Source organism: Lentzea terrae, assembly GCF_003265345.1.
GTDB lineage: Bacteria > Actinomycetota > Actinomycetes > Mycobacteriales > Pseudonocardiaceae > Lentzea > Lentzea terrae.
In genome coordinates this window covers 87196-110330 of sequence record NZ_QFWW01000038.1, presented here as the reverse complement: position 1 = coordinate 110330, position 23135 = coordinate 87196, and the positions used below count along the sequence as shown (strand labels likewise).

The following is a 23135-nucleotide window of genomic DNA, read 5'->3' as shown; positions in this document are numbered from 1 at the left end:
GCTACCAGGCGTCCTGACGGAAGTGGCTCGGGCCGTCCTCGTCGTCATCGTCGCGTGGCGGCCGAGCTGCCGGGTTCCCCGACGCGATGATGTCGTCGATGTCCTGGCCCTCCTGGATCGCCGTGTAGGCGCGCTGGAAGTCTCCGAGCGAGCTCGCGAGCGCCTTCTGCACACCCTCGTCGCCCAGCACGCGCCCGGCGGCGACGTCCTGCCAGGAGAACTCTCCCGCGTCGACGCGCCCCTGCAGGTCCCTGAGCTCCTTGGGCGCCTTGCCGCCGCGGGCGAACCGCTCGATCTCGGCGAGGTCGGCCTCGGTGAGACCCTTCGAGCGCGGCTGGAACTGCGCGGCCTGCTGAGCGACCTGCACCGCCGCCGCCGTCCTGGTGTCGACGTCGTCGAACAGCTGCTGCAACCGAGCCTGGTCGTACGGGAACGTCACTGCTGTCCTCCACCGTCAGCGCCGGAGGCGGCGGAACCACTGGGAGCTCCTGTGGCCGGCGGTGTGCTGTACCTGGTCGAAGCCGCACCAACGGAGCTCTTGAGCTTGTACCCGTCCCACGCAGCACTGAGGGCGCCGGACTTCACGGCCGACACACCGTTGTCGTACTTCTGCTTGCCGTCCTGCACACCGTCGACCACGTCGAGCGCGTCGTTGACGTCGCGGACGTCCTTGATCTTCATCAGCGCGGTGCCCATCGCGACGATGCCGTCGACCATGCCCTGGACGCCCTCGATCATCGTCTGGATCGCGATGATGATCTTGCGGATGCGGTCGACGATCTGGATCGCGTCGTAGACCATCCACACGGCCCTGCCCCAGCCCACCACCGGGATGAAGAAGGTCATCGCCGCTTCCATGAGCTTCGTGACCAGCATGTCGAGCAGGGTCAGCGCGAGCCCCGTCGCGGTGCGGCACGTGTTCGCCATGGACTGGAACTTGTTGCCGATGATCCTGGCGACCTGGGAGTCCGCTTCGATCGCGATGACCCACAGCGTGTCCATGCGGCGTTCGAAACCCTGCGCGGCCTTGCCGTTCCAGTGCGGGCCCAGCTGGCCGACGCCGTCGCCGACGTTGTGGCGCACCGCGTCCAGAGCCTTCGCCACCTGGTCCCACGCGTTGGCGTTGGCGTCGATCTTCTCGAAGTCGCCGAGCAGCGGGTTGATCAGCGACTCGACGAGGTTCTCGCCGGTGACCTTCTCGTAGATCCAGTTGACGCCCTGGATCTTCCAGCCGGCCTTCTCGATGAGCTCCTTGGTGCTCTGCCGGCCAGGGCGGTCCTCGGCGGCGGCGCTGAGCGCGACCGACGGGTCCTGGACGTCCGCGTACGCGGTCATCGGCCACCTCCGGCCTGCTGCAGGAGCCGGACGCCGTGGAGGTCGACCTTCTCGTAGGTGTCGGCGGTCTTCTTGAGCGCGTCGGAGTCCTTGAGCATCATCTTGTTCGCGAAGTCCAACGTCTCCCCGAAGAGGTTCGCGACGCCCGTCACGACGGGGTGCAGCAACGTCAGCAGGCCCGTGAAGCCCGCGGTGTCACCGCCCTTGGAGATCGCGTGGTCCTTGATGGTCAGGAAGTGCTGCGCGTTGCGGTCCAGCAGCTCGCTGTACCCGCGCAGCTCGTCCGGCACGACGTGGAACTGTTCACTCACGTGCGCTCCGACGCTCCCCGACCCTCGTCGGTTCCGCTCACGTCCGGCCGCGACCGCCCGCGAACCGGGACGCCATCTTGCGCACCAGGGCGCGGGGCAGCACCTTCGTGAGGCTCACGATCGCCTTGTACTGGGTGCCGGGAATCGACAGGACCTTGCCCCGGCGCAGGTCGCGCAGGGCCTCGTGGACCAGCCGGTCGGCGTCGACGTAGAGCCAGTCCGGCGTCTTGGACATGTCGATGTTCGCCCGCTGGTGGAACTCGGTCTTCACGAAACCGGGGCACAGCGCCATGATCCGCACGCCGGAGTGCCCGACGGCGAGGGACATGCCCTCGGAGAACGACGTCACCCACGCCTTGTCGGCGCTGTAGCTGGTGCCGCGACCGGGCAGGAAGCTCGCGACGCTCGACACGTTGATCACGTCACCCTTGCCGCGCGTCATCATGCCGGGGATCGCGGCCCGGCAGAGGCGCAGCACCGTGGCGACGTTGACGTCCAGCTGGGCCTGCAGCTTCTCCACGTCCGCGGCGAAGAACTCGCCGGTGTTGGCGAAGCCCGCGTTGTTGACGAGCAGGTCGACGGGCGACTCGGCCAGCCGCGCCTCGACCTTGGCGCGGTCGCCGTGGTCGCTGAGGTCGGCGGGCAGCACGTCCACGTGGACGCCGTGCCGATCGCGCAGCTGCTGCGCGATCTCCTCGAGTGCGGACGCGGTGCGCGCGACCAGCACGAGGTCATATCCCTCTGCGGCGAGCCTGCGGGCGAAGGCGGCCCCGATCCCGACGGTCGATCCGGTCACCAGTGCGGTTGGCATGCCACCGCACGGTAGTCGGGTCTACGCCGGGGTCGAAAGCGCGCCGATGATCACGCTCAGTTCTTCGCCGGACGACGGAGAACCAGCAGGCGCAGCGCGAGGCCCGAAACGACCAGAGCGACTCCGCCGAACAGCAACCACCCGACTGACGCGCCCGTGTTGGCCAGCGTCACCACGGACGCCGTACCCGCCACGGCTGCGGGCGGAACAACCTTTCCTCCGTACATCGTGCTTCCCTCCGGGGGGTTGGGGACACGACGCTTACGCACGGAGTATCTGGATCAGCTACGAATGTTTTACACAGAGTGAAGTGTGAGGTGGATCACGCTACTTTGGTTACGGCTACGGCTGCTTCCGGCCGAACGACGGGCGGTAGACCTCGCCACCTTCGTCGTCCTCCACCGGCTCCTCGCGCTCGGAGGGGTCCGGGTCGAACGGGTCGATGACGTCCGCCAGCTCACCGATGTCGCGCAGCAGCCGCTCCAGGCGCGCGGGCGACGAGTTCGGCGGCGCGGCGGCCAGCACCCAGTCGTTCTCCATCCAGACGACCGTGACGTCGCCACCGATCTCTTCAGCGGCGTCGATCAGGTCCGGCGTGATGATCTTGCGGGCGGCCGGCACGTCGGTGACGAAGGCGTACCGCGACCCCACCGGCCCGAGCAGGTCCGGCATCGGCATCTTGTCGTTGTCGCGCTGGAACGGCACGGTCGACAGCCAGAGCTCGATCACCACCGACAACGCCCTGCGGCAGCGCACGCCGACCAGCACCGAGTTGACCTTGCCGCTGGTCTCGTGGTCGAGCACGTAGACCTGCCTGCGCCCGTCCGCCGTGAAGGTCGAGCCCGCGACGACGTCACGGGCGAGCCCCGTGCCGTAGTACGCGATGGCTCCCGCTTCCCAGCGAGTCGGCAGCACGTGGTCTGTCTCCTCGAACTGCCAGCCACGGAGGGCAGCCCAACGGCGCCGTTCACGATTACGCGCGGTTCGTTGCGCCCGGTCGGTCGCGAGCAGGGCGAACCCCGCCACGCCCGCCACCGCGGCGACGGTGAACCAGACCCACGCCGGTATGCCCACAGCTGAAGCGTAGTGGGTCCGGCCCGTGGAACGAAGATCACTTCCGCGCGTCGTGAACTGGGCGTGCCGATTCGACGTGCTTCAGGGCATGTCCGTCACGTTCCCGTTCACCACGCCGCGTTCGCTGGACCACGAACCGGAGGCCCAGGAACTCCTCTTGAGACGTGGTCCCGTCGTGTCCGCCACGATGGGACCGATCCCGATCTGGCTGGCGCTTTCCTACGCCGCCTGCAGACAGGTGCTGACCGATCCGCGCTTCAGCCGCGAGGAGGCCACCCGCCCTGGTGGCCCGGTCACGGTGCCGTCCGGCGCGAACCCGTTGGTGCTCTCCTCGATGGAGGGACGCAAACACGCCCGCACCCGCAAACTCGTGGCCTCCGCGTTCAGCCCGCGCATGGTCGCGTTGCTGGAACCGCGCATCCAGTCGATCGTCGACTCCCTGCTGGACGCCCAACCCACGGACCTCGTCGCCGGCCTCTTCGTCCCGCTGCCCACGATGGTGATCTGCGAGCTGCTCGGAGCGCCCTACTCCGACGCTCCGGACATCCGCCGCTGGACCGGCCGCCTGATGACCGCTCGCCTCACGCCGGACGAGCTGCGCGAGGCCGAGAACGACATGCAGGGCTACCTCGCCGACCTGGTCGAGGAGAAGCGCGTCCGGCCGGACGACCAGCTGATCACCGCTCTGGTGCTGGCGCACGACGAGGGCGGGCACCTGACGTCGTCGGAACTGCTGGCGAACCTGCAGATGCTGCTGGCCGCCGGGCACGACACGACCGTCAACCAGCTGGGCAACTCGCTGCTGACCCTGCTGCGCCACCCCGCGGAGATGCAGCGGCTGATCGACTCGCCGGCGTTGATCGACACGGCCGTCGACGAACTGCTGCGGTTCTCCCGGCTGATGGCGGCGACGCTGCCTCGGGTCACCACCGAGGCCGTGGAGCTGGACGGGGTGCAGCTGGCGAAGGGCGACGCGGTGCTGCCGATCATCTCGGCGGCCAACCGGGATCCGAAGGTGTTCCCGGATCCCGACCGGCTGGACCTCGGGCGCGACGGCGCGGCGCCGTTGGCGATGGGGTTCGGGCCGCACTACTGCCTCGGTGCGCAGCTCGCGAAGCTGGAGCTGCGGATCGCGCTTTCGTCCGTGCTGAAGCGCTTTCCCGGACTGCGGCTCGCGGTGGACGAGTCCGAGCTGACGTACCGGATGGAGACCAACGTCCGTGCGTTGGTCTCGCTACCCGTTGCTTGGTGAGTGCGGCACCACGACGACCTGGTCCGCGTCCTCGTAGACGACGCGGCCGGGGTCGTCGGATTCCAGCCGACACCACGGCACGCCGTGAGCGTCGAGAATCGCCAGATAACCGGGCAGGCGGTCGAACAAGTGCGTCGCCTCGATCTTGAACCACGCGCGGGCGCCGGGGTTGACCTCCCGGTCGTAGACAGTCGCGTCAACCGTCGACGGGTCGGTGTAGGCCGCGTTGTACCAGGCGTTGTTGACACGCATGAACGCTTCTTGCTCATCGGTGAGCTGACCGCGCCGGCGCAGGCCGTTCACCAGCCCGAAGATCCCGGGGAAGCGCCCGTTGGCGTTGGGTTCTGCCGATTGGTAGCGCACATAGCGAAGATCCCCCACAGCGGCCAACTTACCCGCCGCTGCGGGGGATCCGAGCTCAGACTCCGCGGCCCACGATCAGCCCCGAGTTGTCGTCCATGACGTCGACCCGAACCGTGTCGCCGTCCCGGACCTCACCGGCCAGCAGCTCCTTCGCGAGCTGGTCACCGATCGCGGACTGCACCAGCCGCCGCAACGGCCTGGCCCCGTACACCGGGTCGAAACCGTTGAGCGCCAACCAGTCGCGCGCCGAGGCCGTGACCTCCAGCGTCAACCGGCGCGCCGCCAGGCGGTCCGCCAGGCGTGCGATCTGGATGTCCACAATGGACGTGAGCTCCTCGGTCGCCAGCGAGTGGAACACAACGACGTCGTCGAGCCGGTTCAGGAACTCCGGCTTGAAGTGCCGTTGCACCACGGCCAGCACGGCGTCGCGGCGTTCCACCTCCGTCAGCGACGGGTTGGCGATGGCCTGCGAGCCCAGGTTCGACGTCAGCACCAGGATCGTGTTGCGGAAGTCCACGGTCCGGCCCTGGCCGTCGGTGAGCCGGCCGTCGTCCAGGACCTGCAGCAGCACGTCGAACACGTCCGGGTGCGCCTTCTCGACCTCGTCCAGCAGCACCACGGAGTACGGGCGGCGGCGCACCGACTCGGTCAGCTGACCGCCCTGGTCGTAGCCGACGTAGCCGGGAGGCGCGCCGACCAGGCGAGCCACCGAGTGCTTCTCGGAGTACTCGCTCATGTCGATGCGGATCATCGCCCGCTCGTCGTCGAACAGGAACGCCGCCAGCGCCTTGGCCAGCTCGGTCTTGCCGACGCCGGTGGGGCCGAGGAACAGGAACGAGCCCGTCGGGCGGTCCGGGTCCGCGACGCCGGCACGGGTGCGCCGCACCGCGTCCGAGACGACCCGCACGGCTTCGGCCTGGCCGACGACCCGGCGGCCGAGCTCGTCCTCCATGCGCAGCAGCTTGGCGGTCTCGCCCTCCAGCAGGCGACCGGCGGGAATGCCGGTCCACGCCGACACGACGTCGGCGACGTCGTCCGGGCCGACCTCCTCCTTGAGCATCGCGGCGTCCTGAGTGGACGCTTCGGAGGCTGCGGCGAGTTCCTTCTCCAGCGCGGGAATCCGGCCGTACCGGAGCTCGGCGGCACGACCGAGGTCGCCGTCGCGCTCGGCGCGTTCGGACTCGCCGCGCAACGACTCCAGCTGCTCCTTCAACCCGCGAACCCGGTCGATGGAGCCCTTCTCGTTCTGCCAGCGAGCTGTCAGCGCGGACAGCTCCTCGCGCTTCTCCGCGAGCTCGGCCCGCAGCGCCGAGAGCCGTTCCAGGGAGGCCGCGTCGGACTCCTTGGCCAGCGCCATCTCCTCGATCTCGAGGCGCCGCACGGCACGTTCGACGGTGTCGATCTCGACCGGCCGCGAGTCGATCTCCATGCGCAGCCGGGACGCGGCCTCGTCGACGAGGTCGATCGCCTTGTCCGGCAGGAAGCGCGCGGTGATGTAGCGGTCGGACAACGTGGCCGCGGCCACGAGAGCGGCGTCGGTGATGCGCACACCGTGGTGCACCTCGTAACGCTCCTTGAGGCCGCGCAGGATGCCGACGGTGTCCTCGACCGAGGGCTCGCCGACCAGCACCTGCTGGAACCGGCGTTCCAGCGCGGCGTCCTTCTCGATGTGCTCGCGGTACTCGTCCAGGGTCGTGGCACCGACCATGCGGAGCTCGCCGCGGGCCAGCATCGGCTTGATCATGTTGCCGGCGTCCATGGCCGACTCGCCGGTCGCGCCGGCGCCGACGATCGTGTGCAGCTCGTCGATGAACGTGATGACCTGGCCGGCCGAGTCGGTGATCTCCTTCAGGACGGCCTTGAGCCGCTCCTCGAACTCACCGCGGTACTTGGCGCCCGCGACCATAGAACCGAGGTCCAGCGACACGACCCGCTTGCCGCGCAACGACTCGGGCACGTCACCGGCCACCACGCGCTGCGCCAGGCCCTCGACGATCGCCGTCTTGCCGACGCCGGGCTCGCCGATCAGCACCGGGTTGTTCTTGGTGCGCCGGGACAGCACCTGCACGACCCGGCGGATCTCGGCGTCACGGCCGATCACCGGGTCGAGCTCGCCCTTGCGGGCGCGTTCGGTGAGGTCGACGCCGTACTTCTCCAGCGCCTTGTAGGTGCCCTCGGGATCGGGCGACGTCACCCGCGCCGAACCGCGCACCTTCTCGAACGCGTCCTTCAACGCGTCCGGCGTCGCACCGTGCCGCCGCAGCAGGTCGGCCACCTGGCCGCCGTGCTGCGCCAGCCCGACGAGCAGGTGCTCGGTGGACACGTACTCGTCACCCATTTCGGTGGCGAGCTCCTGTGCCCTGCCGAGCACCCGCACGGCGTCGCGCGAGAGTTGCGGAGCGGAGACCGTCGAGCCCGAGGCGCTGGGCAGCGACCGGGAGACCTGCTCCAGCTCCTTGCGGACCAGCGTCGGGTCGGCTCCCACCGCGGAGAGCAACGGCGCGGTCAACCCGTCCGCCTGCGCCAGCAGTGCGCTGAGCAGGTGCGCCGAACTCACGTCGGGGTTGCCGTTGAGGGTCGCCGCCTGCACAGCTGCGGAAACAGCCTGCTGAGTCTTCGTCGTCGGGTTGAAAGCGTCCATTCCTCCACCTCGTGGTCAGCCTCCAGCATGGACCATCATTCCGCACAACGTCAGAAAAGTTGAGCGTGTTCCGCTCAACTATGAGAACGGGCCCACATCACTGATGGTCAACGGTTTGCGCACGGGCCGTGACCAGCTCGACGCCTCCACAGCCCCAACGTCCGGCGGGGACAAGCGGTTGCGTCCGAGCACGTCGAACTTGCCGTAGCCGCGCACACCGGCCCTGAGTGCCGCCTTCGTCGGTGCGAGCAGCCCGTGCGACCCGCGCACCAGCGCCGGATCGGCCAGCAGGAAGCCCGGCCCGGAGACTCCTGGCTGCGGCGACCACACCAGGTTGCCACCGTGAACAGGCCTGCTGACAGTGGCCGCGTTGCCGACACCGAGGCCGCCGACCGCGCTGACCAGGTTGTTCGCGAACGTCAGGTCCTCCGGCGGCTTCACCCCGCCACCGAAGTCGACGCCCCGGCCGGCCGTCGCGATGAACGAGTTGCCCGTGACGACCGCCTTGCGCACCTGCGCGTGTCCGGTGAACGGACCCGACGGCGGCACACCTGGCGGTGGGTTCCCGGGCTTCTCGTCGCCCGCGAACATCAGGAACGCGTCCTCCAGCGTCTCGACGTAGTTGTCGGTGATGACGTGGTCGTCCTCGCTCAGCCGGATGCCGTGCGCGGCCTTGAGCCCGTCGGCGAAGACGAAGTTGCCGTGGATGACGTTGGCCTGCCCGGCCCGGATGTTGATCTCCCCGGCGGACTCGCGGACGGTGTTGTAGCGGAAGGTGTTCGCCGAGCTCTTCAGCGACAGCACCTCGGCGTCACCGGACAGCCGGACCAGCAGGTTGTACTCGAACACCGTGTGCGCGTGGAAGTAGTCGCCGGACGGCCCGAACCCGCCGACGCGCAACGCCTCGCCACCCTGCACACCTGATGCGAGGTCGTGCAGGTAGTTGTGGTCGACGAGGGTGTTCGTCGGTGTGAACGGCCGTGCGCCGATCTGGATCATGTGCCCTTGCTGCGCCTTGGGTCCCATCTCGTTGTGGTCGACCCGGTTGCGATCGCCCCGCTGCCCGTGGACCTGCACGAACTCGGCGGCCGACGACCGGAACAGGCTGCGGGTGATCCGCGAGCCGACCGTGTCGACGAGCCGGAGGTTCGCGCTGCCGGTGAACGTGAAGCCCTCGACGGTGACGCCCGAGCCCGTGACGATCACGGTCCCGGTGGTGAACCCGGCGCCCAAACGCTTGCGCGCCTTCAGGTGCACCTCGTCCGCGCTGATCGTGACCGGCGCATACGTGCCGTCCTCGACCACAACACACGTTTTGGGTTTGGTGATCGCCTCGGCCAGCGCCGCATCCGTGGCCACTGTCGTGCACGGTGCTGCCGTTGCGGTGCCCGGAACGAACAGGCAAGCGAAGAGTGCGGCTGGAACCAACAGCCTCATGGACGCGCCCTTTCCCGAAATCCGGGCGGCGGTTCCCCCAGGCTAGGCGAAGATCGGTCCCATGACCTCGATCATCCACAACGTCACCGTTGACGCACGTGACTCGTACACGATCGCCTCGTGGTGGGGCCAGGTGCTCGGCCTGCCGCTGGACCCGGAGGACAACCCCGGCGACCCGGAGTGCCTGATCCAACTGCCGAGCGGCATCCGCTACCTCTTCATCAACGTGCCGGAGGGCAAGGAGATCAAGAACCGCCTGCACGTCGACCTGCAGCCGACCGACGCCACCCGCGACGAGGAGGTCGAGCGCCTGCTCGGCATCGGCGCGACGATCTTCGACGATCAGCGCAGGCCGGACGGCACCGGCTGGGTCACCATGCGCGACCCCGAGGGCAACGAGTTCTGCGTTGAACGCAGCGCAGCCGAACGTGCCGCGACCGCTTGATCACCATCACTCGTTCGTACCAACAGCTTGTCCACAGCGGGGGCCAGGTTGTCCACAATCCGCTGTTCAGTATCCACAGGTGAATCAAGTTCAGTGGCGACCGTCTGTGCACCAGAAGCCGTTGGGGTGACATCCACGGAGTCCCGCAGCGGCTGCTCCTTGATCAGCAACACCGCGATCACCGTGAAGACCGCGAGACCAGCGGCGATGAGGAACAGTTCGCCCATCGCATCGCCGTAGGAGTTCCGCACGACTGGGGAGAGGGAGCCGCGGTCGAGCGTCTTCGTGCTCACGTGCGCCGCCAGCACCGCACCCAGCACCGAGACGCCGGCCGTCCCTCCCAGCGACCGCAGGAACGTGGCCGTGGAACTCGCCGCACCCAGATCCGCCATGCCCACGCCGTTCTGCACGGCCAGCACGAGGTTCTGCATGGTCAGCCCCACGCCGACCCCGACGAGCAGCAGATACGCGCCCATCAGCGTCAGGTTCGTGTCGTGGTCGATCGTCCCGAGCAACGCCAGCCCGATGACCAGCGAGAAGGCGCCCCACACCAGGTAGCTCTTCCACTTGCCGCTCCTGGCGATGAGCTGCCCGCTGACCGTGCTTGAAATGCTCAGGCCCAACACCAACGGCACCGTGAGCAGCCCGGCCTTCGTGGGCGAGAACCCGCGCGCGATCTGGAAGTACTGCCCCATGAACACCGACGCGCCGAACATCGCCGTACCGACCGCGATGCCACCGAGCATGGCCAGCACGACCGTGCGGTTCTTGAACAGGTGCAGCGGGATGACCGGGCTGCTGGCCCGCCGCTCGACGAAGTACGCGGTGACGATCGCGAGGACAGCCCCGCCCGCGAACAGCGCGCTTTGCTTCGAGAACCACGCGAAGTCCTTGCCGGCGAACGACACCCACATGAGGACGAGGCTCACGCCGCCCGTGATGAGCGTGGCGCCGAGGTAGTCGATCTTCACGTGCTGCTTCGTGGTCGGCAGGTGCAGCGTCTTGTGCAGCACGGCCAGCGCCACGAGCGCCAGCGGCACACAAACGAAGAAGCACCAGCGCCAGCCGGGCCAGTCGACGAGGAACCCGCCGACCAGCGGCCCGCCCACGGTGCCCGCCGAGATCACCATGCCGGTGTAACCGCTGTAGCGGCCGCGTTCACGCGGGCTGAGCAACGCGCCGACCACGACCTGGCCGAGCGCCTGCACGCCGCCCATGCCCAGGCCCTGGACCACCCGGAACGCGATGAGCTGCTCCATGTTCTGACTCAGCCCGGACAGCACCGAGCCGACCACGAAGATCACGATGCTCGTCTGCAGCAGCTTCTTCTTGTCGAACAGGTCCGCGAGCTTGCCCCACAGCGGCGTGCTGGCCGTGCTCGCCAGGAGCATCGACGTGATGACCCAGGTGTACTGGGTCTGGGTGCCCTTGAGCTCGGCCAGGATCGTCGGGAGTGCGTTCGAGACGATGGTGGAGCTGAGGATTGCGACGAGCAGCGCCACCCAGATGCCGGACAGCGCTTCGAGGATCTCCCGATGCGACGAGGGCCGGTTCAAGCCCACACCTCCAGTAGTTAGTTGATGCTACGCAACTATATCTGGAGATAGTTAGCTAGGCCAACTAATTCGGGATGGCTGATGGGTCACATCCAGGGTCGCGCCGGCCACTAGAGCGACGGCAGCGCACGAAGAGAGGGGCTGCCGGGCAACGTTCGCCAGGCAGCCCCTCCCGAAGCAACGACGCAGGTCAGTCGGCGGTCTTGCCCGCCTTGACCCCGAAGTAGTCGCCGCCCTTCCGCTTCACGTCATCCGTGCCCCAGTCGCGCACGCGGTCGACCGGCATCATCCGCGGGATGTGCTTGCGGCAGTGGATGTAGGCCTCCTGCACCTCGACCACCACCCACCGCTCCACCTTCTTGTCCTCGGTGGGGACCTCCTCGCGCGGCGCGATCCGCGCCCGCCCGTTCACGTGCAGCCCGATCAAGTCGTGGGTGAAGTCCACCATGAGCATCCCGACGTGCGGGTTCTCCATGATGTTGCCCAGCGAGGCCATCACGCCGTTGCCGCGGTACTCGGGGTACGCGACGGTCCGGGAGTCGATCACCTGGATGAACCCCGCCGGCCCGGCCCGCAGGGTCGAGTCGCACTCCCCGTCGGCATCAGCGGTCGAGATGAAGGCCATCTCCATCCGGCCGACGAACTCGGCCATCGCGGGGTTCAGGTGGTCCAGGACCTGGTCGTCGTAGAAGCGTGTGGCGCGATCGGACGTCTCCAGGGCACATTGGAGGAAGTGCTCACCTCGTGAGCCGGGTTGCTCCACACGGTCGAGTGAGGTGGTTTCAGTCAAGTCAGGCGGGGACACCCGCCACACAGTTCCACGCAAGCGCGCAACACGGTACAGACGGGCCGTCGGATTCACACTGTTGCGGTAACAACAACTGACGGAGAGTGATCAGACTTCGCTCGAAGGTGGCATCAAGGAGTCAAACCCACCAATCAGGGGTTACTGTCCACCCTGTCGGGGGACGGATGCTTGACGAGGACTGCTGCGCCTTGCTGGCGCCAATGAGAACGTGGAGACTGCGCGCGGACCATGACTGCGAACGCTGTGCTGAGCCCGATCCCTACCCCGCCACACCGTGAACCCCCGCCTGGCGTCACCGCGATGGTGCGGATGATCCGGGAGAGCTTCGCGGTGGTGGAGCCGCACGCCGAAGAAGTGGCGAAGTTCTTCTACGGCATGCTCTTCTCGCTCTCGCCTGCCACACGCGAGATGTTCCCCGCGAACATGGAGGTGCAGCGGAGCCGCCTGCTGCGCGCCCTCGTGCACGTCGTGCAGATGGTCGACCGCCCGGACGACCTCATCCCCTTCCTCCGCCAGCTGGGCCGCGACCACCGCAAGTTCGGTGTCATCAACGTCCACTACGAGGCTGTCGGTACGGCGCTGCTGTCCGCGGTGAAGAAGTTCGCGGGCGCTGCGTGGACGCCGAAGGTCGAGATGGCGTGGGCAGAGGCGTACACGTTGATGGCGCGGGCCATGCAGGAGGCCGCCGACGCCGACAACGGACCCGCCTACTGGCACGCCACCGTGCTGGAGCACCAGCGCGTCTCGTGGGACCTGGCCGTCGTGCGGCTGCAGCCCGACCACCCGGTCAACTACAAGTCCGGTCAGTACGTCAGCGTGGAGACGCCGCAGCGCAAGCGCCTGTGGCGGTACTACTCGCCGGCGAACGCCCCGCGCGAGGACGGCGTCATCGAGTTCCACATCCGGTCCGTGGACGGCGGCTGGGTGTCACGCTCGGTGGTCGGCCACACCCAGGCCGGTGACACGTGGCGCATCGGACCGCCCATGGGACGTCTGTCGGTCGACCGCACGGCCGGGTCGGACGTCCTGATGGTCGCCGGCGGCACCGGCGTGGCACCGATGCACGCGATCATCGACGAGATGGCGCAGTGGGGCGACAACCCCCGCGTGCACCTGTTCTACGGCGGCCGCACCCGCGAGGACCTCTACGACCTCGACAACCTGCAGCGCATCGCGACCACGAACCCGTGGCTCACGGTCGTGCCGGTGCTCGAGTCGGACCCCGGCGTCCGCGGTGTCGAGCAGGGCACCCTGGCCGACGTGGTCACCCGCTACGGCGCGTGGGAAGACCGCGACGTCCTGGTCTGCGGCAGCCCGGCCATGATCAGGTCCACCGTGTCCCGCATGCTGGTCGCCGGAACGCCGCTCGATCGGATCAAGTACGACCCGTTCACGCTGGACTAAGCTCGGCACGTCGAAAGCGACTGGCGTGCCGAGGGTGGAACTGACCACCGGGAAGCGACGGCCGAGCGCACCGAACGCCTGGGTGCCCGGCACGGAGATCCGCCGTGCTCGCAAACGTTGATCCCGAAATCGCCGCCCTCATCCAGGCCGAGGCCGCGCGGCAGGCCCGCAAGCTGCGCATGATCGCCTCCGAGAACGACGTCTCGGCCGCCGTGCTCGAAGCAACTGGCTCGGTGCTGACGAACAAGTACTCCGAGGGCTACCCAGGCAAGCGGTACTACGAAGGCCAGCAGGTCATCGACCAGGTCGAACAACTGGCGATCGACCGTGCGAAAGCGCTGTTCGGCGTGGACCACGCGAACGTCCAGCCGCTCTCCGGCGCCCCGGCGAACCTGGCCGTCTACCTGGCCTTCCTGCAGCCGGGCGACACCGTGATGGGCATGTCGCTGCCCATGGGCGGCCACCTCACCCACGGCTGGAGCGTCTCGGCCACCGGCAAGTGGTTCCGCGCGGTGCAGTACGACGTCCGCAAGGACACCGGTGTCGTGGACCTGGACGAGGTCCGCTCGCTGGCACTGGCGGAACGCCCGAAGGTCATCTTCTGCGGCGGCACCGCGATCCCGCGCACCATCGACTTCCCCGCGTTCGCCGAGATCGCCAACGAGATCGGTGCCGTTCTGGTCGCCGACATCGCGCACATCGCCGGCCTCGTGGCCGGCGGCGCACACCCGTCCCCGGTCGGCCACGCCCCGGTGATCACCACGACCACGCACAAGACGTTGCGCGGCCCGCGTGGCGCCATGATCCTCTGCGCCGCCGAACACGCGAAGGTCATCGACCGCGCGGTGTTCCCCGGTCTGCAGGGCGGCCCGCACGACCACACGACCGCCGCGATCGCCGTGGCACTGCACGAGGCCGCGCAGCCGGAGTTCCGCGAGTACGCCCACACCGTCGTCGCGAACGCGAAAGCGCTGGCAGAGGCGTTGCTGGAACGCGGGTTCGACCTGGTCTCCGGCGGCACCGACAACCACCTGATCCTGATCGACCTGACGTCGAAGACGATTGCCGGCAAGCCCGCGGCGCAGGCACTGGACCGCGCGGGCATCGAGCTGAACTACAACGCGGTGCCGTTCGACCCGCGCAAGCCCTTCGACCCGTCGGGCATCCGGCTCGGGACGGCGGGGATCACGACGCGCGGCCTCAAGCCCGAGCAGATGCCGTTGATCGCGGACTGGATCGACCGGGTGATCGCCGCCCACGACGACGACCAGGCGCTGGACCGCATCGCCGCCGAGGTCGAGGACCTACTCGGCACCCTCTAGCGAGGCGGCCGCGACCCGAACCTCCTCGAGCGCCCGGCGGGCGACGTCAGCGAAGTCCCCGCCGGCCTCGAGCCACTCGGCGTAGCCGCGCCGCAGCGCCAGTATCCCCAACTCCGCGGCGACGTCCGCATCGAGCGCCGACACACCGCGTTGGAGCAGGGCGTCCTTCATCGTGCGGCCGAACCCGGTCATCTTCAACGCGTCCCGCTCGCGCAGCTCGTCGTTGCTCTCGATCACCGCCAGCCGCCGCGGCCCGTTCGTCCTGCGCTCCTCCGTGAACGTGACGGACATGGCCACGAGCGCCGCCTCGACCGCGGTCAGCGCTCCAGCGGACTCGGGCGCGTCGGCGATGCCCTTGGTGATCAGGTCGAGCAGCTCGTCCTGACCTCCGAACAACACCTCGCGCTTGTCCCGGAAGTGCCGGAAGTACGTGCTCTTCGTGAGGCCGGCGCGTTCGGCGATCTGTGCGACCGACGTGTTCTCGTACCCCTGCTCGCTGAACAGGTCGAGTGCGGCGCGCACCAACCGATCCCGCGCGTCCGGCTCCCATCGACCCATGCCGCCCATCCTAAGTGATGCGACTTGGTCCCATCACTCTGCTACCGTTGATGAGACCAAGTCCCATCACTTGAGGGAGTGCCATGAAGGTCTTCGTCACAGGCGCCAGCGGACACGTCGGCTCGGCGCTGGTCCCGGAACTGCTCCGCGCGGGTCACGAGGTCGTCGGCCTGGCCCGTTCGGACGCGTCCGCCGCCAAGCTCGCCGCGCAGGGCGCCACCGTCCAGCGCGGCGATCTGGACGACCTGGACGGGCTGCGCAAGGGCGCGGCCGAGGCGGACGCTGTCATCCACCTGGCGTTCAAGCACGAGGAGATGTTCGCGGGGAACTACGCCGGTGCGTCGGCCGCCGATCTCGCGGTCGTCCGGGCGTTCATGGACGAGCTGTCCGGCACCGGCAAGGCGTTGATCGGCACCGGCGGCACGCTCTCGTACTCCGGACTCGGCCGCACCGCCACCGAGGACGAACGCGTGCCGGACGACCACAGCCGTGGCACCGCCCGAAACCTGATCATCGACGCGCCTGATCTCCGCGGTGCGGTGGTCGTGCTGCCACCGACAGTCCACAGTGAACTGGACACGGCCGGCTTCATCCCGCTGCTGGTGCGGATCGCGCGTGATACCGGGGTTTCCGGCTATCCCGGCGACGGCACGAACCGCTGGTCGGCCGTGCACACGCTGGACGCGGCACGGCTGTACCGGCTGGCGGTGGAGCAGGCGCCCGCCGGTTCGGTGCTGCACGCGGTCGCCGAGGAAGCCGTGTCACTGCGGGAGATCGCCGAGGTGATCGGGCGAAAGCTGGACGTGCCGGTGCAGAGCGTCCCGGCGGAGCACTTCGGCCCGCTCGCGAGCATGGTCGCACGCGACGCACCCACTTCCGGTGCGCGCACGAAAGCGTTGCTGGGATGGGAAACGAAGGAACCCGGCCTCCTGGCGGATCTGGAGGCCGGGTTCTACTTCGAGTGAGTCACTTGCTGTGCACTACTTCCTGGGCTTGGGCTTCCACACGACAAGCGCGGTCTCCTGCCGGATCGGGACCAGGTCGCGCCGGTAGGAGGCGTGCACCGCCGCGGCCGTGGAGTCGGCCACCGCCAACGCCTGCGCGAGTTCCTGCTGCAGCTCGGTGACGCGCATCCGCAGCGCATCAACCTGGTTCTCCAGCTCGATGATCCGCTTGATGCCCGCGAGGTTCACGCCCTCTTCCTGGGAGAGCCGCTGAACCTCGCGCAGCAGCACGATGTCGCGCATCGAGTAGCGGCGGCCACCGCCCGAGGTGCGGCCGGGCGAGACCAGGCCCATCCGGTCGTAGGACCGCAGGGTCTGCGCGTGCAGACCGGAGAGCTGCGCCGCCACTGAGATCACGAAGAAGGGCGTGTCCTCGTCAGTCCCAGGAGGGAACGGAAAACCCACGGAACTCACCGCCCTTCAAGAAGTGCGTTCAGATCACCACGGGGGTCGTGGTCCTTCGTCACGTCCGCGTACGCCTCGAGGGCCTTGCGCGCCTCGGACGACAGGTTGTTCGGCACCGCGACCTCCAGGGTGATCAGGAGATCGCCCGAAGTGCCGTCGCGCTTGGTGATCCCCTTGCCCCGAGCCCGCAGCACGCGCCCGGAGGCCGTACCGGCAGGCACCTTCAAGGTCACCTTGCCGTCCAGCGTCGGGACGGTCAACGTCGTTCCGAGCGCGAGCTCCGAGAACGTCATCTGCGCGGTGAGCGTCAGGTCGTTGCCCTGGCGGCCGAAGACGCTGTGCGGGTTGACGTGCACGCGCACGAACAGGTCGCCCGACGGTCCGCCGTTGCGGCCGGGCTCTCCTTGTCCCGCAAGGCGAATCCGCTGGCCGTCGTCGACGCCCGACGGGATCCGCACGGTCAGCGTGCGGGTGCGGGTGCTGACGCCGTCGCCACCGCACTCGGGGCACGGGTCGTCGATGATCCGGCCGGTACCGCGGCAGTCGCGGCACGGCTCGCTGAACGCGAAAGCGCCCTGCGAGCGGGTCACCAGGCCGGAACCCGAACAGGTGGCGCAGGTGTGCGGCGTGGTGCCCGGCTTGGCACCGGAGCCACCGCACGTCGTGCAGGCGGCGGGGGACGACAGGCGCAACGGCACCGTCGCCCCGCGAACCGCCTCGGTGAAGTCGATGCGGACGTCGGTCTCGACGTCCTCGCCACGGCGCGGGCGGGTGGCCGAGCCGGCCGCGCCGCCGCCGCGCCGGTTGAACAGGCCGCCGAGCAGGTCGCCGAGGCCGCCGCCACCAGTGCCCTGGGCCGCGCGGCCGAACAGGTCGTTGACGTCGAAGCCGCCGGCACCGCCGAAGCCGCCGGGGAAACCGCCGCCGCCCGCGAACAGGCGGCGGGCCTCGTCGTACTGCTTGCGCTTGGCCGAGTCCGACAGCACGCCGTAGGCCTCGGAGACCGCCTTGAAGCGGGCCTCCGCCTTGGCGTCGCCGGGGTTCGCGTCGGGGTGCAGCTCGCGGGCGAGCTTGCGGTACGACTTCTTGATCTCGTCCGCCGACGCGTCGGAGGAGACGCCCAGCTCGCGGTAGAAGTCCTTTTCGATCCAGTCCCTCGCACTCACCGGACGTCTCCTCCTTTCGAGTGCCGTGGCCGTTGGGCTTTGCCCCGCATTTCGCCGGTCAGACGGGTCCATCGCGGTGCCGCGAGGGGCCCTGCTGAGCGCCGGAAGGCGCGGTGAAGACCGGCGGCCACGGCGCTAGTTCTCTTCGGCCGGCGGTGCCGCCGGCGCAGGCTCGTGGTCGGTCACCGCGACGAGCGCGGGCCGGACGAGCTTGTCGCCGAACGTGTAGCCGCGGCGCAGGACCGCGGTGACGGTCGGGCCGTCGACGTCCGGGGACGTGCTGTGCTGCACGGCCTCGTGCACCGACGGGTCGAACGCCTCACCCTCGTGCGCGAACGGCTCCAGGCCGGTCTTGGCCAGCGTGGACACGAGCTTGTCCGCCACCGCCTTGAACGCACCGGTCAGGTCGCCGTGCGCGGCGGCCCGCTCGATGTCGTCCAGCACGGAGAGCAGCTCGGCGGCCACGGACGCCTTCGCGTTGTTGATCACCGATTCCCGGTCGCGTTCCACCCGCTTGCGGTAGTTCGCGTACTCGGCGGTGAGCCGCTGCAGGTCGGCGGTGCGCTCGTCGAGCTGGGTCTTCAGCTCGGCGGCCACCTCGTCCACGATCTCCGCAACGACCGGCTCGTCAGCTTCCGGAGCAGCACTGTCCTCGGCGGCGACGTGGGCCGGCGCCCGGACCTCACCCGTTTCGGGGTCGATCCGGCGCCGGTCGTTCACGACCACCTGAGGCTGCTCCTCGTCAGGGGCGGCGTGCCTCGGCTCGGTCACTTCTTCTTTTCCTCATCCACGATCTCGGCGTCGACGATGTCGTCCTCGGCCTTGGCGCCCGCACCCGCGGCACCCGGCGCGTCCGCACCAGGGGCCTCGGCACCGGCGGCACCCGGCGCGTTGGCGTAGATCGCCTGGCCGATGGCCTGGGACTCGGTCGCGAGCTTCTCGACCGCCGTCTTGATGGCGTTGATGTCGGTGCCCTTGAGCGCCTCGTTCGCCTCGGCGATCGCGGCGTTGACCTTCTCCTTGATGTCCGCCGGGAGCTTGTCGTCGTTCTCCTTGACGACCTTCTCCGTCTGGTAGACGAGGGTCTCCGCCTGGTTGCGGACCTCGGCCTCCTCGCGGCGGCGCTTGTCCTCCTCCGCGTGGGCCTCGGCGTCCTTGACCATGCGGTCGATGTCGTCCTTCGGCAGCGCGGAGCCACCGGTGATCGTCATCGACTGCTCCTTGCCGGTGCCCAGGTCCTTCGCGAAGACGTGCACGATGCCGTTCGCGTCGATGTCGAAGGTGACCTCGATCTGCGGCACGCCGCGCGGGGCGGGGGGCAGGCCGGTCAGCTCGAACATGCCGAGCTTCTTGTTGTGCGCCGCGATCTCGCGCTCGCCCTGGAAGACCTGGATCTGCACGGACGGCTGGTTGTCGTCGGCCGTCGTGAAGGTCTCGGAGCGCTTGGTCGGGATCGTGGTGTTGCGCTCGATCAGCTTGGTCATGATGCCGCCCTTGGTCTCGATGCCGAGGGACAGCGGGGTGACGTCGAGCAGCAGGACGTCCTTGACCTCGCCCTTGAGGACACCGGCCTGCAGGGCGGCGCCGACGGCGACGACCTCGTCCGGGTTCACGCCCTTGTTGGGCTCGCGGCCGCCGGTCAGCTCCTTGACGAGCTCCGCGACGGCGGGCATGCGGGTCGAGCCACCGACGAGCACGACGTGGTCGATGTCGCCGACGGAGATGCCGGCGTCCTTGATCACGTTGTTGAACGGCGCGCGGGTGCGGTCGAGCAGGTCGGACGTGATGCGCTGGAACTCGGCACGCGACAGCGTCTCGTCGAGGAACAGCGGGTTCTTGTCCGCGTCGACCGTGATGTACGGCAGGTTGATCGACGCCGTGGACGAGCTGGACAGCTCGATCTTGGCCTTCTCCGCAGCCTCACGGATGCGCTGCAGGGCCATCTTGTCCTTGGTCAGGTCGATGCCGTTGGCCTGCTTGAAGCGGTCGACCAGCCAGTCGACGACGCGCTGGTCCCAGTCGTCGCCACCGAGGTGGTTGTCACCGGAGGTCGCGCGGACCTCGACGACGCCGTCGCCGAGCTCGAGCAGCGAGACGTCGAACGTGCCGCCACCGAGGTCGAAGACCAGGATGGTCTGCTCCTTCTCGCCCTTGTCGAGGCCGTAGGCCAGCGCGGCCGAGGTCGGCTCGTTGACGATGCGGAGCACGTTGAGGCCCGCGATCTGGCCGGCCTCCTTGGTGGCCTGGCGCTGCGCGTCCTCGAAGTAGGCGGGGACGGTGATGACGGCGTCGGTGATCTCCTCACCCAGGTACGCCTCGGCGTCGCGCTTGAGCTTCATCAGCACGCGCGCGCTGATCTCCTGCGAGGTGTACTGCTTGCCGTCGATCTCATCGGTCTTCCAACCGGTGCCGATGTGCCGCTTCACCGAGCGGATGGTGCGGTCGACGTTCGTGACGGCCTGGTTCTTCGCGGGCTGACCCACGAGAACCTCGCCGTTCTTCGCGAACGCGACGATGGACGGGGTCGTCCTCGAGCCCTCCGAGTTGGCGATGACCGTCGGCTCACCGCCTTCGAGGACGGCGACGACGGAGTTGGTCGTCCCGAGGTCGATGCCGACTGCACGCGCCATTGGAGTTCCTTCCGCTAGTACTTGTTGAGCGTTGCTGGCTCAAGTTTGCCATCTGCTCAAACCTGAGCCTACCCGACTCAAGCTTTCTGACTGGACCAACGGCCGGGAAGATCTGGTTGTTCCCTCAGAACGCACTGAGGACCACCCCTTGTGGAGTGGTCCTCGGCACATTCGCCCGCGGAACGGCTCAGATGCCCAGCACCTTGACGTTGCCGGAGCTGGCGTCCAGCTTGAGCTCGTGCTTGGCAGCAGGATCGGTCGGCACGTCGATCTTGCGGTCACCGCTGTCGGAGCCGCCGGTGACCTTGTACGGGCCGGCGGACGCCGGCACGTGCACGGTGATGTTGCCGGAGCCGCTGTCGACGCGGGCCGTGCGCGCCGAGACGAAGGTCAGCTCGACGTTGCCGGAGCTGGCGATGGCCGTCACGTCGTTGTCGATGGCGGTGCCGGTGATGTTGCCCGAACTGGTGTTGACCAGCACCTTGCCCGCCAGCTGGTCGAGAGTGATGTTGCCGGAGCCCAGGTCGGCGGTGACGCTGCCCTTGACCCGGAAGGCCTCGAACTTGCCGGAACCGGTGCCTGCCTTGACGTCGCCGGTGATGTCACGGACGTCGATGTTGCCGGAGCCGCTGCTGACCTGCACGTTGCCGGCGATGGTCTGTGCCTTGAAGTCGCCGGAGCCGATCTTGTAGTCGATCGCGGCGAGACCTTCGAACTCCGCGTTGCCCGACCCGGCGTCGAGGGACTCCACCTTGATGTCCGCGGACGGCACCTGGATCTGGTAGTTGATCGAGCATTCGTTGCCGCAGTCGTCCAGCACCAGCGTGCTGCCCTCGATCCGGTGCGCGACACCGGTCGGCCGGTTGTCCCTGCCGTGCTCCACCCTGCGGTGGATCTTGGTCTCGGTGATCCCCTGCACGTGCCGGATCGCCACGTTCCCCGAGCCGGCGCGCACCCGCACCGACGTGTACTTCTCCGCGACGACGTGGTCGTCGGTGAACTCGTACTTCATGATGCGGATGCCACACCCGGAGAGCAGAGCCCCCATCAGCACCGCCACCAGCGCCGTCCTCAGCATGAGCACAAAACTAGAGGTGACGCGGCTCAGCTACACGGCAGTCAGCCCCCGAAGGCAGGGTGGGGCTGTCCCTACCTGAATCAGACAAGATCCTCTAAGACCGCGCGCAACGCCGGAGCGGTGCGCGCCGGGTCGTTCAGGAACCGTGTGGACGCCAGGATGTGCGCAGGTGCGATGCGCTCCCAGAGCAGTCCGTCGACGGGCACCTCGGCGATGTGCAGCTCGACGCTCTGCGCCCACCGGCCGATCCGCGACTCGATGCCGCGCAGCACGTCGCCGATCGGCAACGCCACCGGAGCCTGCACGCGGTGCAGCTGCTCGATGCCGGTCTTCATCGCCAGCACCGCGGCGCGGCTGGCCGGCCGGGTCAGCAACGCCTCGGCGTCCTCCGGCACGGCGGGTTCGGCGCCGCGCGTGCACGCGTCCAGCGCGTCGGCCCACCAGCCGGGCCACTCGCGCGTCACGGCAGCGCGGTCGACGCCCGCGGGCACCTGGACCGGCAGCGACGGGTCCAGGCCCGGCACGTGCGGCTCCACGTCGACCGACAACGCCAACGAGTCGCGGACGTAGAGCGCTGCCAGCAGCCCCGGGCTCACCCCGTGGCTGATGCCGGACACCTCTCGCGCGAACTTCATGGCTTCATTGTTCCCGTGCCGGAGGAGTGAAATCGTCGCGGCCGCAGATCAAGAAGGACACGATTGGCTCCAGCTCGTCCTCGGTCGGGGCAACATCGGCGATCAGGCCCTGGATCAGCAGCCCGTCGACGGCCGCGAGGAACGCGCGGAACGCCACCGGGTCCGCCGGTTGCACGGCTTCGACGGCGAGGTCGAGCCACCGGCGTGCGGCGGCCTTCAGCTCGGGACGGCGACCGGCCAGCAGGTACAGCTCGTACTCGGCGAGTGTGCGCGCACGGTTCTCGTTCACCGCACGAGCGAGCGCACGGGCGATCTCCCGCGCGGTGCCTCCGCTCGCGACGATGTTCAGCATGTCGTCGCACAGCTCTTCCGCGGCCCACAGCATCGTGGCGATCAACAGGTCGTCGAGCGTCGCGAAGTAGTAGGTGGACGCTGTCGTCGGCACGCCTGCTTCTCGGGCGACGCTGCGATGCGTCACGCCGCTGATGCCCTCGCGCTCGACCACCCGCAGGGTCGCTTCGACGATGGCGCGCCGCTTCTTCTCCCCGCGCGCCTTGCGGCCGTCTACGACTGCAGTCAGTGCGTCCTCCCGAGCTCGAGCGTCACCACGCCTCCGATGATCAAAGTCAACCCGATGACCATCGTGGGGTTGAGGGTTTCGCCCAGGAACTTCCAGCCGATGACCGCGACGGCTGCGACTCCGACGGCGGACCACACGGCGTAGGCGACGCCCACGGGCATACCCAACTTCAACGCGCGCGAAAGGGCTGTGAAGGCGATCGCATATCCGACGACGACCACCACCGACGGCCACAGTCTCGTGAAGCCCTCGGACAGCTTCAACGAGACGGTGGCGGCGATCTCTCCCGCGATCGCGGCAGCGAGATACAGGTACAACAT

The 23135-nt window shown here is 68.6% G+C and carries 25 protein-coding genes and 1 riboswitch; of the genes, 5 read left to right on the top strand and 20 right to left on the bottom strand.

All coding sequences use genetic code 11. The features are described 5' to 3' along the window. Window position 1: 1 nt before the first annotated feature. From DI276_RS47220 to DI276_RS47195, 6 genes are all read right to left on the bottom strand, one after another. Window positions 2-439: a hypothetical protein gene (locus tag DI276_RS47220; protein ID WP_112276629.1), complete on the bottom strand. Its 438-nt coding sequence runs from the start codon at window positions 437-439 to the stop codon at window positions 2-4. Continuing rightward, the gene (locus DI276_RS47215; protein WP_112276627.1) at window positions 436-1335 is read right to left on the bottom strand and encodes a WXG100 family type VII secretion target; all 900 of its coding nucleotides are present in this window, start codon (window positions 1333-1335) and stop codon (window positions 436-438) included. Before DI276_RS47215 ends, DI276_RS47220 begins: the two co-directional genes overlap by 4 nt. Beyond that, window positions 1332-1646 (bottom strand): hypothetical protein, encoded by a 315-nt coding sequence (locus tag DI276_RS47210; protein ID WP_112276625.1) that lies wholly within the window; start codon window positions 1644-1646, stop codon window positions 1332-1334. The genes DI276_RS47215 and DI276_RS47210 overlap by 4 nt, the downstream gene beginning before the upstream one ends. Window positions 1647-1683: 37 nt before the next feature. Continuing rightward, window positions 1684-2457: an SDR family NAD(P)-dependent oxidoreductase gene (locus DI276_RS47205; RefSeq protein ID WP_112276623.1), complete on the bottom strand. Its 774-nt coding sequence runs from the start codon at window positions 2455-2457 to the stop codon at window positions 1684-1686. A gap of 56 nt (window positions 2458-2513) precedes the next feature. Continuing rightward, on the bottom strand, window positions 2514-2684 hold the full coding sequence (locus tag DI276_RS47200) for an LPXTG cell wall anchor domain-containing protein (RefSeq protein WP_112276621.1): 171 nt from the start codon (window positions 2682-2684) through the stop codon (window positions 2514-2516). Window positions 2685-2799: 115 nt separating this feature from the next. After that, entirely contained in the window at window positions 2800-3531 is a 732-nt protein-coding gene (locus tag DI276_RS47195; RefSeq protein ID WP_112276619.1) for a type III secretion system chaperone family protein, read from the bottom strand. An 88-nt stretch (window positions 3532-3619) separates the two neighbouring features. Between DI276_RS47195 and DI276_RS47190 the strand changes: the two genes are divergently transcribed. Then, on the top strand, window positions 3620-4783 hold the full coding sequence (locus DI276_RS47190) for a cytochrome P450 (protein ID WP_157985385.1): 1164 nt from the start codon (window positions 3620-3622) through the stop codon (window positions 4781-4783). Here the strand turns inward: DI276_RS47190 and DI276_RS47185 are convergent. From DI276_RS47185 to DI276_RS47175, 3 genes are all read right to left on the bottom strand, one after another. Beyond that, window positions 4766-5146 carry a hypothetical protein gene (locus DI276_RS47185; protein ID WP_232837409.1) on the bottom strand — a complete coding sequence of 127 codons (381 nt, stop codon included), beginning with the start codon at window positions 5144-5146 and terminating at the stop codon, window positions 4766-4768. The two genes, DI276_RS47190 and DI276_RS47185, sit on opposite strands and share 18 nt — an antisense overlap. 55 nt (window positions 5147-5201) lie before the next feature. Further along, window positions 5202-7787, bottom strand: coding sequence for an ATP-dependent chaperone ClpB (clpB, locus tag DI276_RS47180; protein ID WP_112276613.1), 2586 nt, complete (start codon window positions 7785-7787; stop codon window positions 5202-5204). A gap of 78 nt (window positions 7788-7865) precedes the next feature. Then, on the bottom strand, window positions 7866-9146 hold the full coding sequence (locus DI276_RS47175; RefSeq protein ID WP_157985384.1) for a chondroitinase-B domain-containing protein: 1281 nt from the start codon (window positions 9144-9146) through the stop codon (window positions 7866-7868). A gap of 139 nt (window positions 9147-9285) precedes the next feature. Here DI276_RS47175 and DI276_RS47170 point away from each other — a divergent pair, with 139 nt between their 5' ends. Continuing rightward, a complete protein-coding gene (locus DI276_RS47170) occupies window positions 9286-9669 on the top strand; it encodes a VOC family protein (protein ID WP_112276609.1) in 384 nt (127 codons plus the stop codon). Here the strand turns inward: DI276_RS47170 and DI276_RS47165 are convergent. Both DI276_RS47165 and DI276_RS47160 read right to left on the bottom strand, forming a co-directional pair. Further along, a complete protein-coding gene (locus tag DI276_RS47165) occupies window positions 9567-11225 on the bottom strand; it encodes an MDR family MFS transporter (RefSeq protein ID WP_232837408.1) in 1659 nt (552 codons plus the stop codon). The two genes, DI276_RS47170 and DI276_RS47165, sit on opposite strands and share 103 nt — an antisense overlap. 190 nt (window positions 11226-11415) lie before the next feature. Then, window positions 11416-12039 (bottom strand): pyridoxamine 5'-phosphate oxidase family protein, encoded by a 624-nt coding sequence (locus DI276_RS47160; protein WP_232837416.1) that lies wholly within the window; start codon window positions 12037-12039, stop codon window positions 11416-11418. A 294-nt stretch (window positions 12040-12333) separates the two neighbouring features. Between DI276_RS47160 and DI276_RS47155 the strand changes: the two genes are divergently transcribed. Continuing rightward, window positions 12334-13437 (top strand): FAD-binding oxidoreductase, encoded by a 1104-nt coding sequence (locus DI276_RS47155; RefSeq protein WP_112276603.1) that lies wholly within the window; start codon window positions 12334-12336, stop codon window positions 13435-13437. Between the two features lie 6 nt (window positions 13438-13443). Next, window positions 13444-13528: riboswitch (ZMP/ZTP riboswitch) on the top strand. Between the two features lie 13 nt (window positions 13529-13541). Continuing rightward, a complete protein-coding gene (locus DI276_RS47150) occupies window positions 13542-14759 on the top strand; it encodes a serine hydroxymethyltransferase (protein ID WP_112276600.1) in 1218 nt (405 codons plus the stop codon). Here the strand turns inward: DI276_RS47150 and DI276_RS47145 are convergent. Further along, window positions 14742-15317 carry a TetR/AcrR family transcriptional regulator gene (locus DI276_RS47145; RefSeq protein ID WP_112276595.1) on the bottom strand — a complete coding sequence of 192 codons (576 nt, stop codon included), beginning with the start codon at window positions 15315-15317 and terminating at the stop codon, window positions 14742-14744. The genes DI276_RS47150 and DI276_RS47145 overlap by 18 nt on opposite strands. An 83-nt stretch (window positions 15318-15400) precedes the next feature. Here DI276_RS47145 and DI276_RS47140 point away from each other — a divergent pair, with 83 nt between their 5' ends. Then, the gene (locus tag DI276_RS47140) at window positions 15401-16282 is read left to right on the top strand and encodes an SDR family oxidoreductase (RefSeq protein WP_112276591.1); all 882 of its coding nucleotides are present in this window, start codon (window positions 15401-15403) and stop codon (window positions 16280-16282) included. A 15-nt stretch (window positions 16283-16297) separates the two neighbouring features. On the opposite strand, the gene DI276_RS47135 is transcribed toward DI276_RS47140, so the two are convergent. The 8 genes from DI276_RS47135 to DI276_RS47100 all read right to left on the bottom strand — a co-directional run bounded on the left by DI276_RS47135 (window position 16298) and on the right by DI276_RS47100 (window position 23135). Further along, the gene (locus tag DI276_RS47135; RefSeq protein ID WP_232837407.1) at window positions 16298-16726 is read right to left on the bottom strand and encodes a heat shock protein transcriptional repressor HspR; all 429 of its coding nucleotides are present in this window, start codon (window positions 16724-16726) and stop codon (window positions 16298-16300) included. Window positions 16727-16731: 5 nt separating this feature from the next. Further along, window positions 16732-17892: a molecular chaperone DnaJ gene (gene dnaJ / locus DI276_RS47130; protein WP_112276586.1), complete on the bottom strand. Its 1161-nt coding sequence runs from the start codon at window positions 17890-17892 to the stop codon at window positions 16732-16734. A gap of 135 nt (window positions 17893-18027) precedes the next feature. Continuing rightward, on the bottom strand, window positions 18028-18663 hold the full coding sequence (gene grpE / locus DI276_RS47125) for a nucleotide exchange factor GrpE (RefSeq protein ID WP_112276584.1): 636 nt from the start codon (window positions 18661-18663) through the stop codon (window positions 18028-18030). Further along, complete coding sequence (dnaK, locus tag DI276_RS47120) at window positions 18660-20522, bottom strand: molecular chaperone DnaK (protein ID WP_112276582.1); 1863 nt, start codon at window positions 20520-20522, stop codon at window positions 18660-18662. The genes grpE and dnaK overlap by 4 nt, the downstream gene beginning before the upstream one ends. A gap of 187 nt (window positions 20523-20709) precedes the next feature. Then, complete coding sequence (locus DI276_RS47115; RefSeq protein WP_112276580.1) at window positions 20710-21600, bottom strand: DUF4097 family beta strand repeat-containing protein; 891 nt, start codon at window positions 21598-21600, stop codon at window positions 20710-20712. Window positions 21601-21680: 80 nt separating this feature from the next. Continuing rightward, on the bottom strand, window positions 21681-22235 hold the full coding sequence (locus DI276_RS47110; RefSeq protein WP_112276578.1) for a hypothetical protein: 555 nt from the start codon (window positions 22233-22235) through the stop codon (window positions 21681-21683). Window positions 22236-22239: 4 nt separating this feature from the next. Continuing rightward, window positions 22240-22815 (bottom strand): TetR/AcrR family transcriptional regulator, encoded by a 576-nt coding sequence (locus DI276_RS47105; RefSeq protein ID WP_112276763.1) that lies wholly within the window; start codon window positions 22813-22815, stop codon window positions 22240-22242. Next, entirely contained in the window at window positions 22812-23135 is a 324-nt protein-coding gene (locus DI276_RS47100) for a DMT family transporter (RefSeq protein ID WP_112276576.1), read from the bottom strand. The genes DI276_RS47105 and DI276_RS47100 overlap by 4 nt, the downstream gene beginning before the upstream one ends.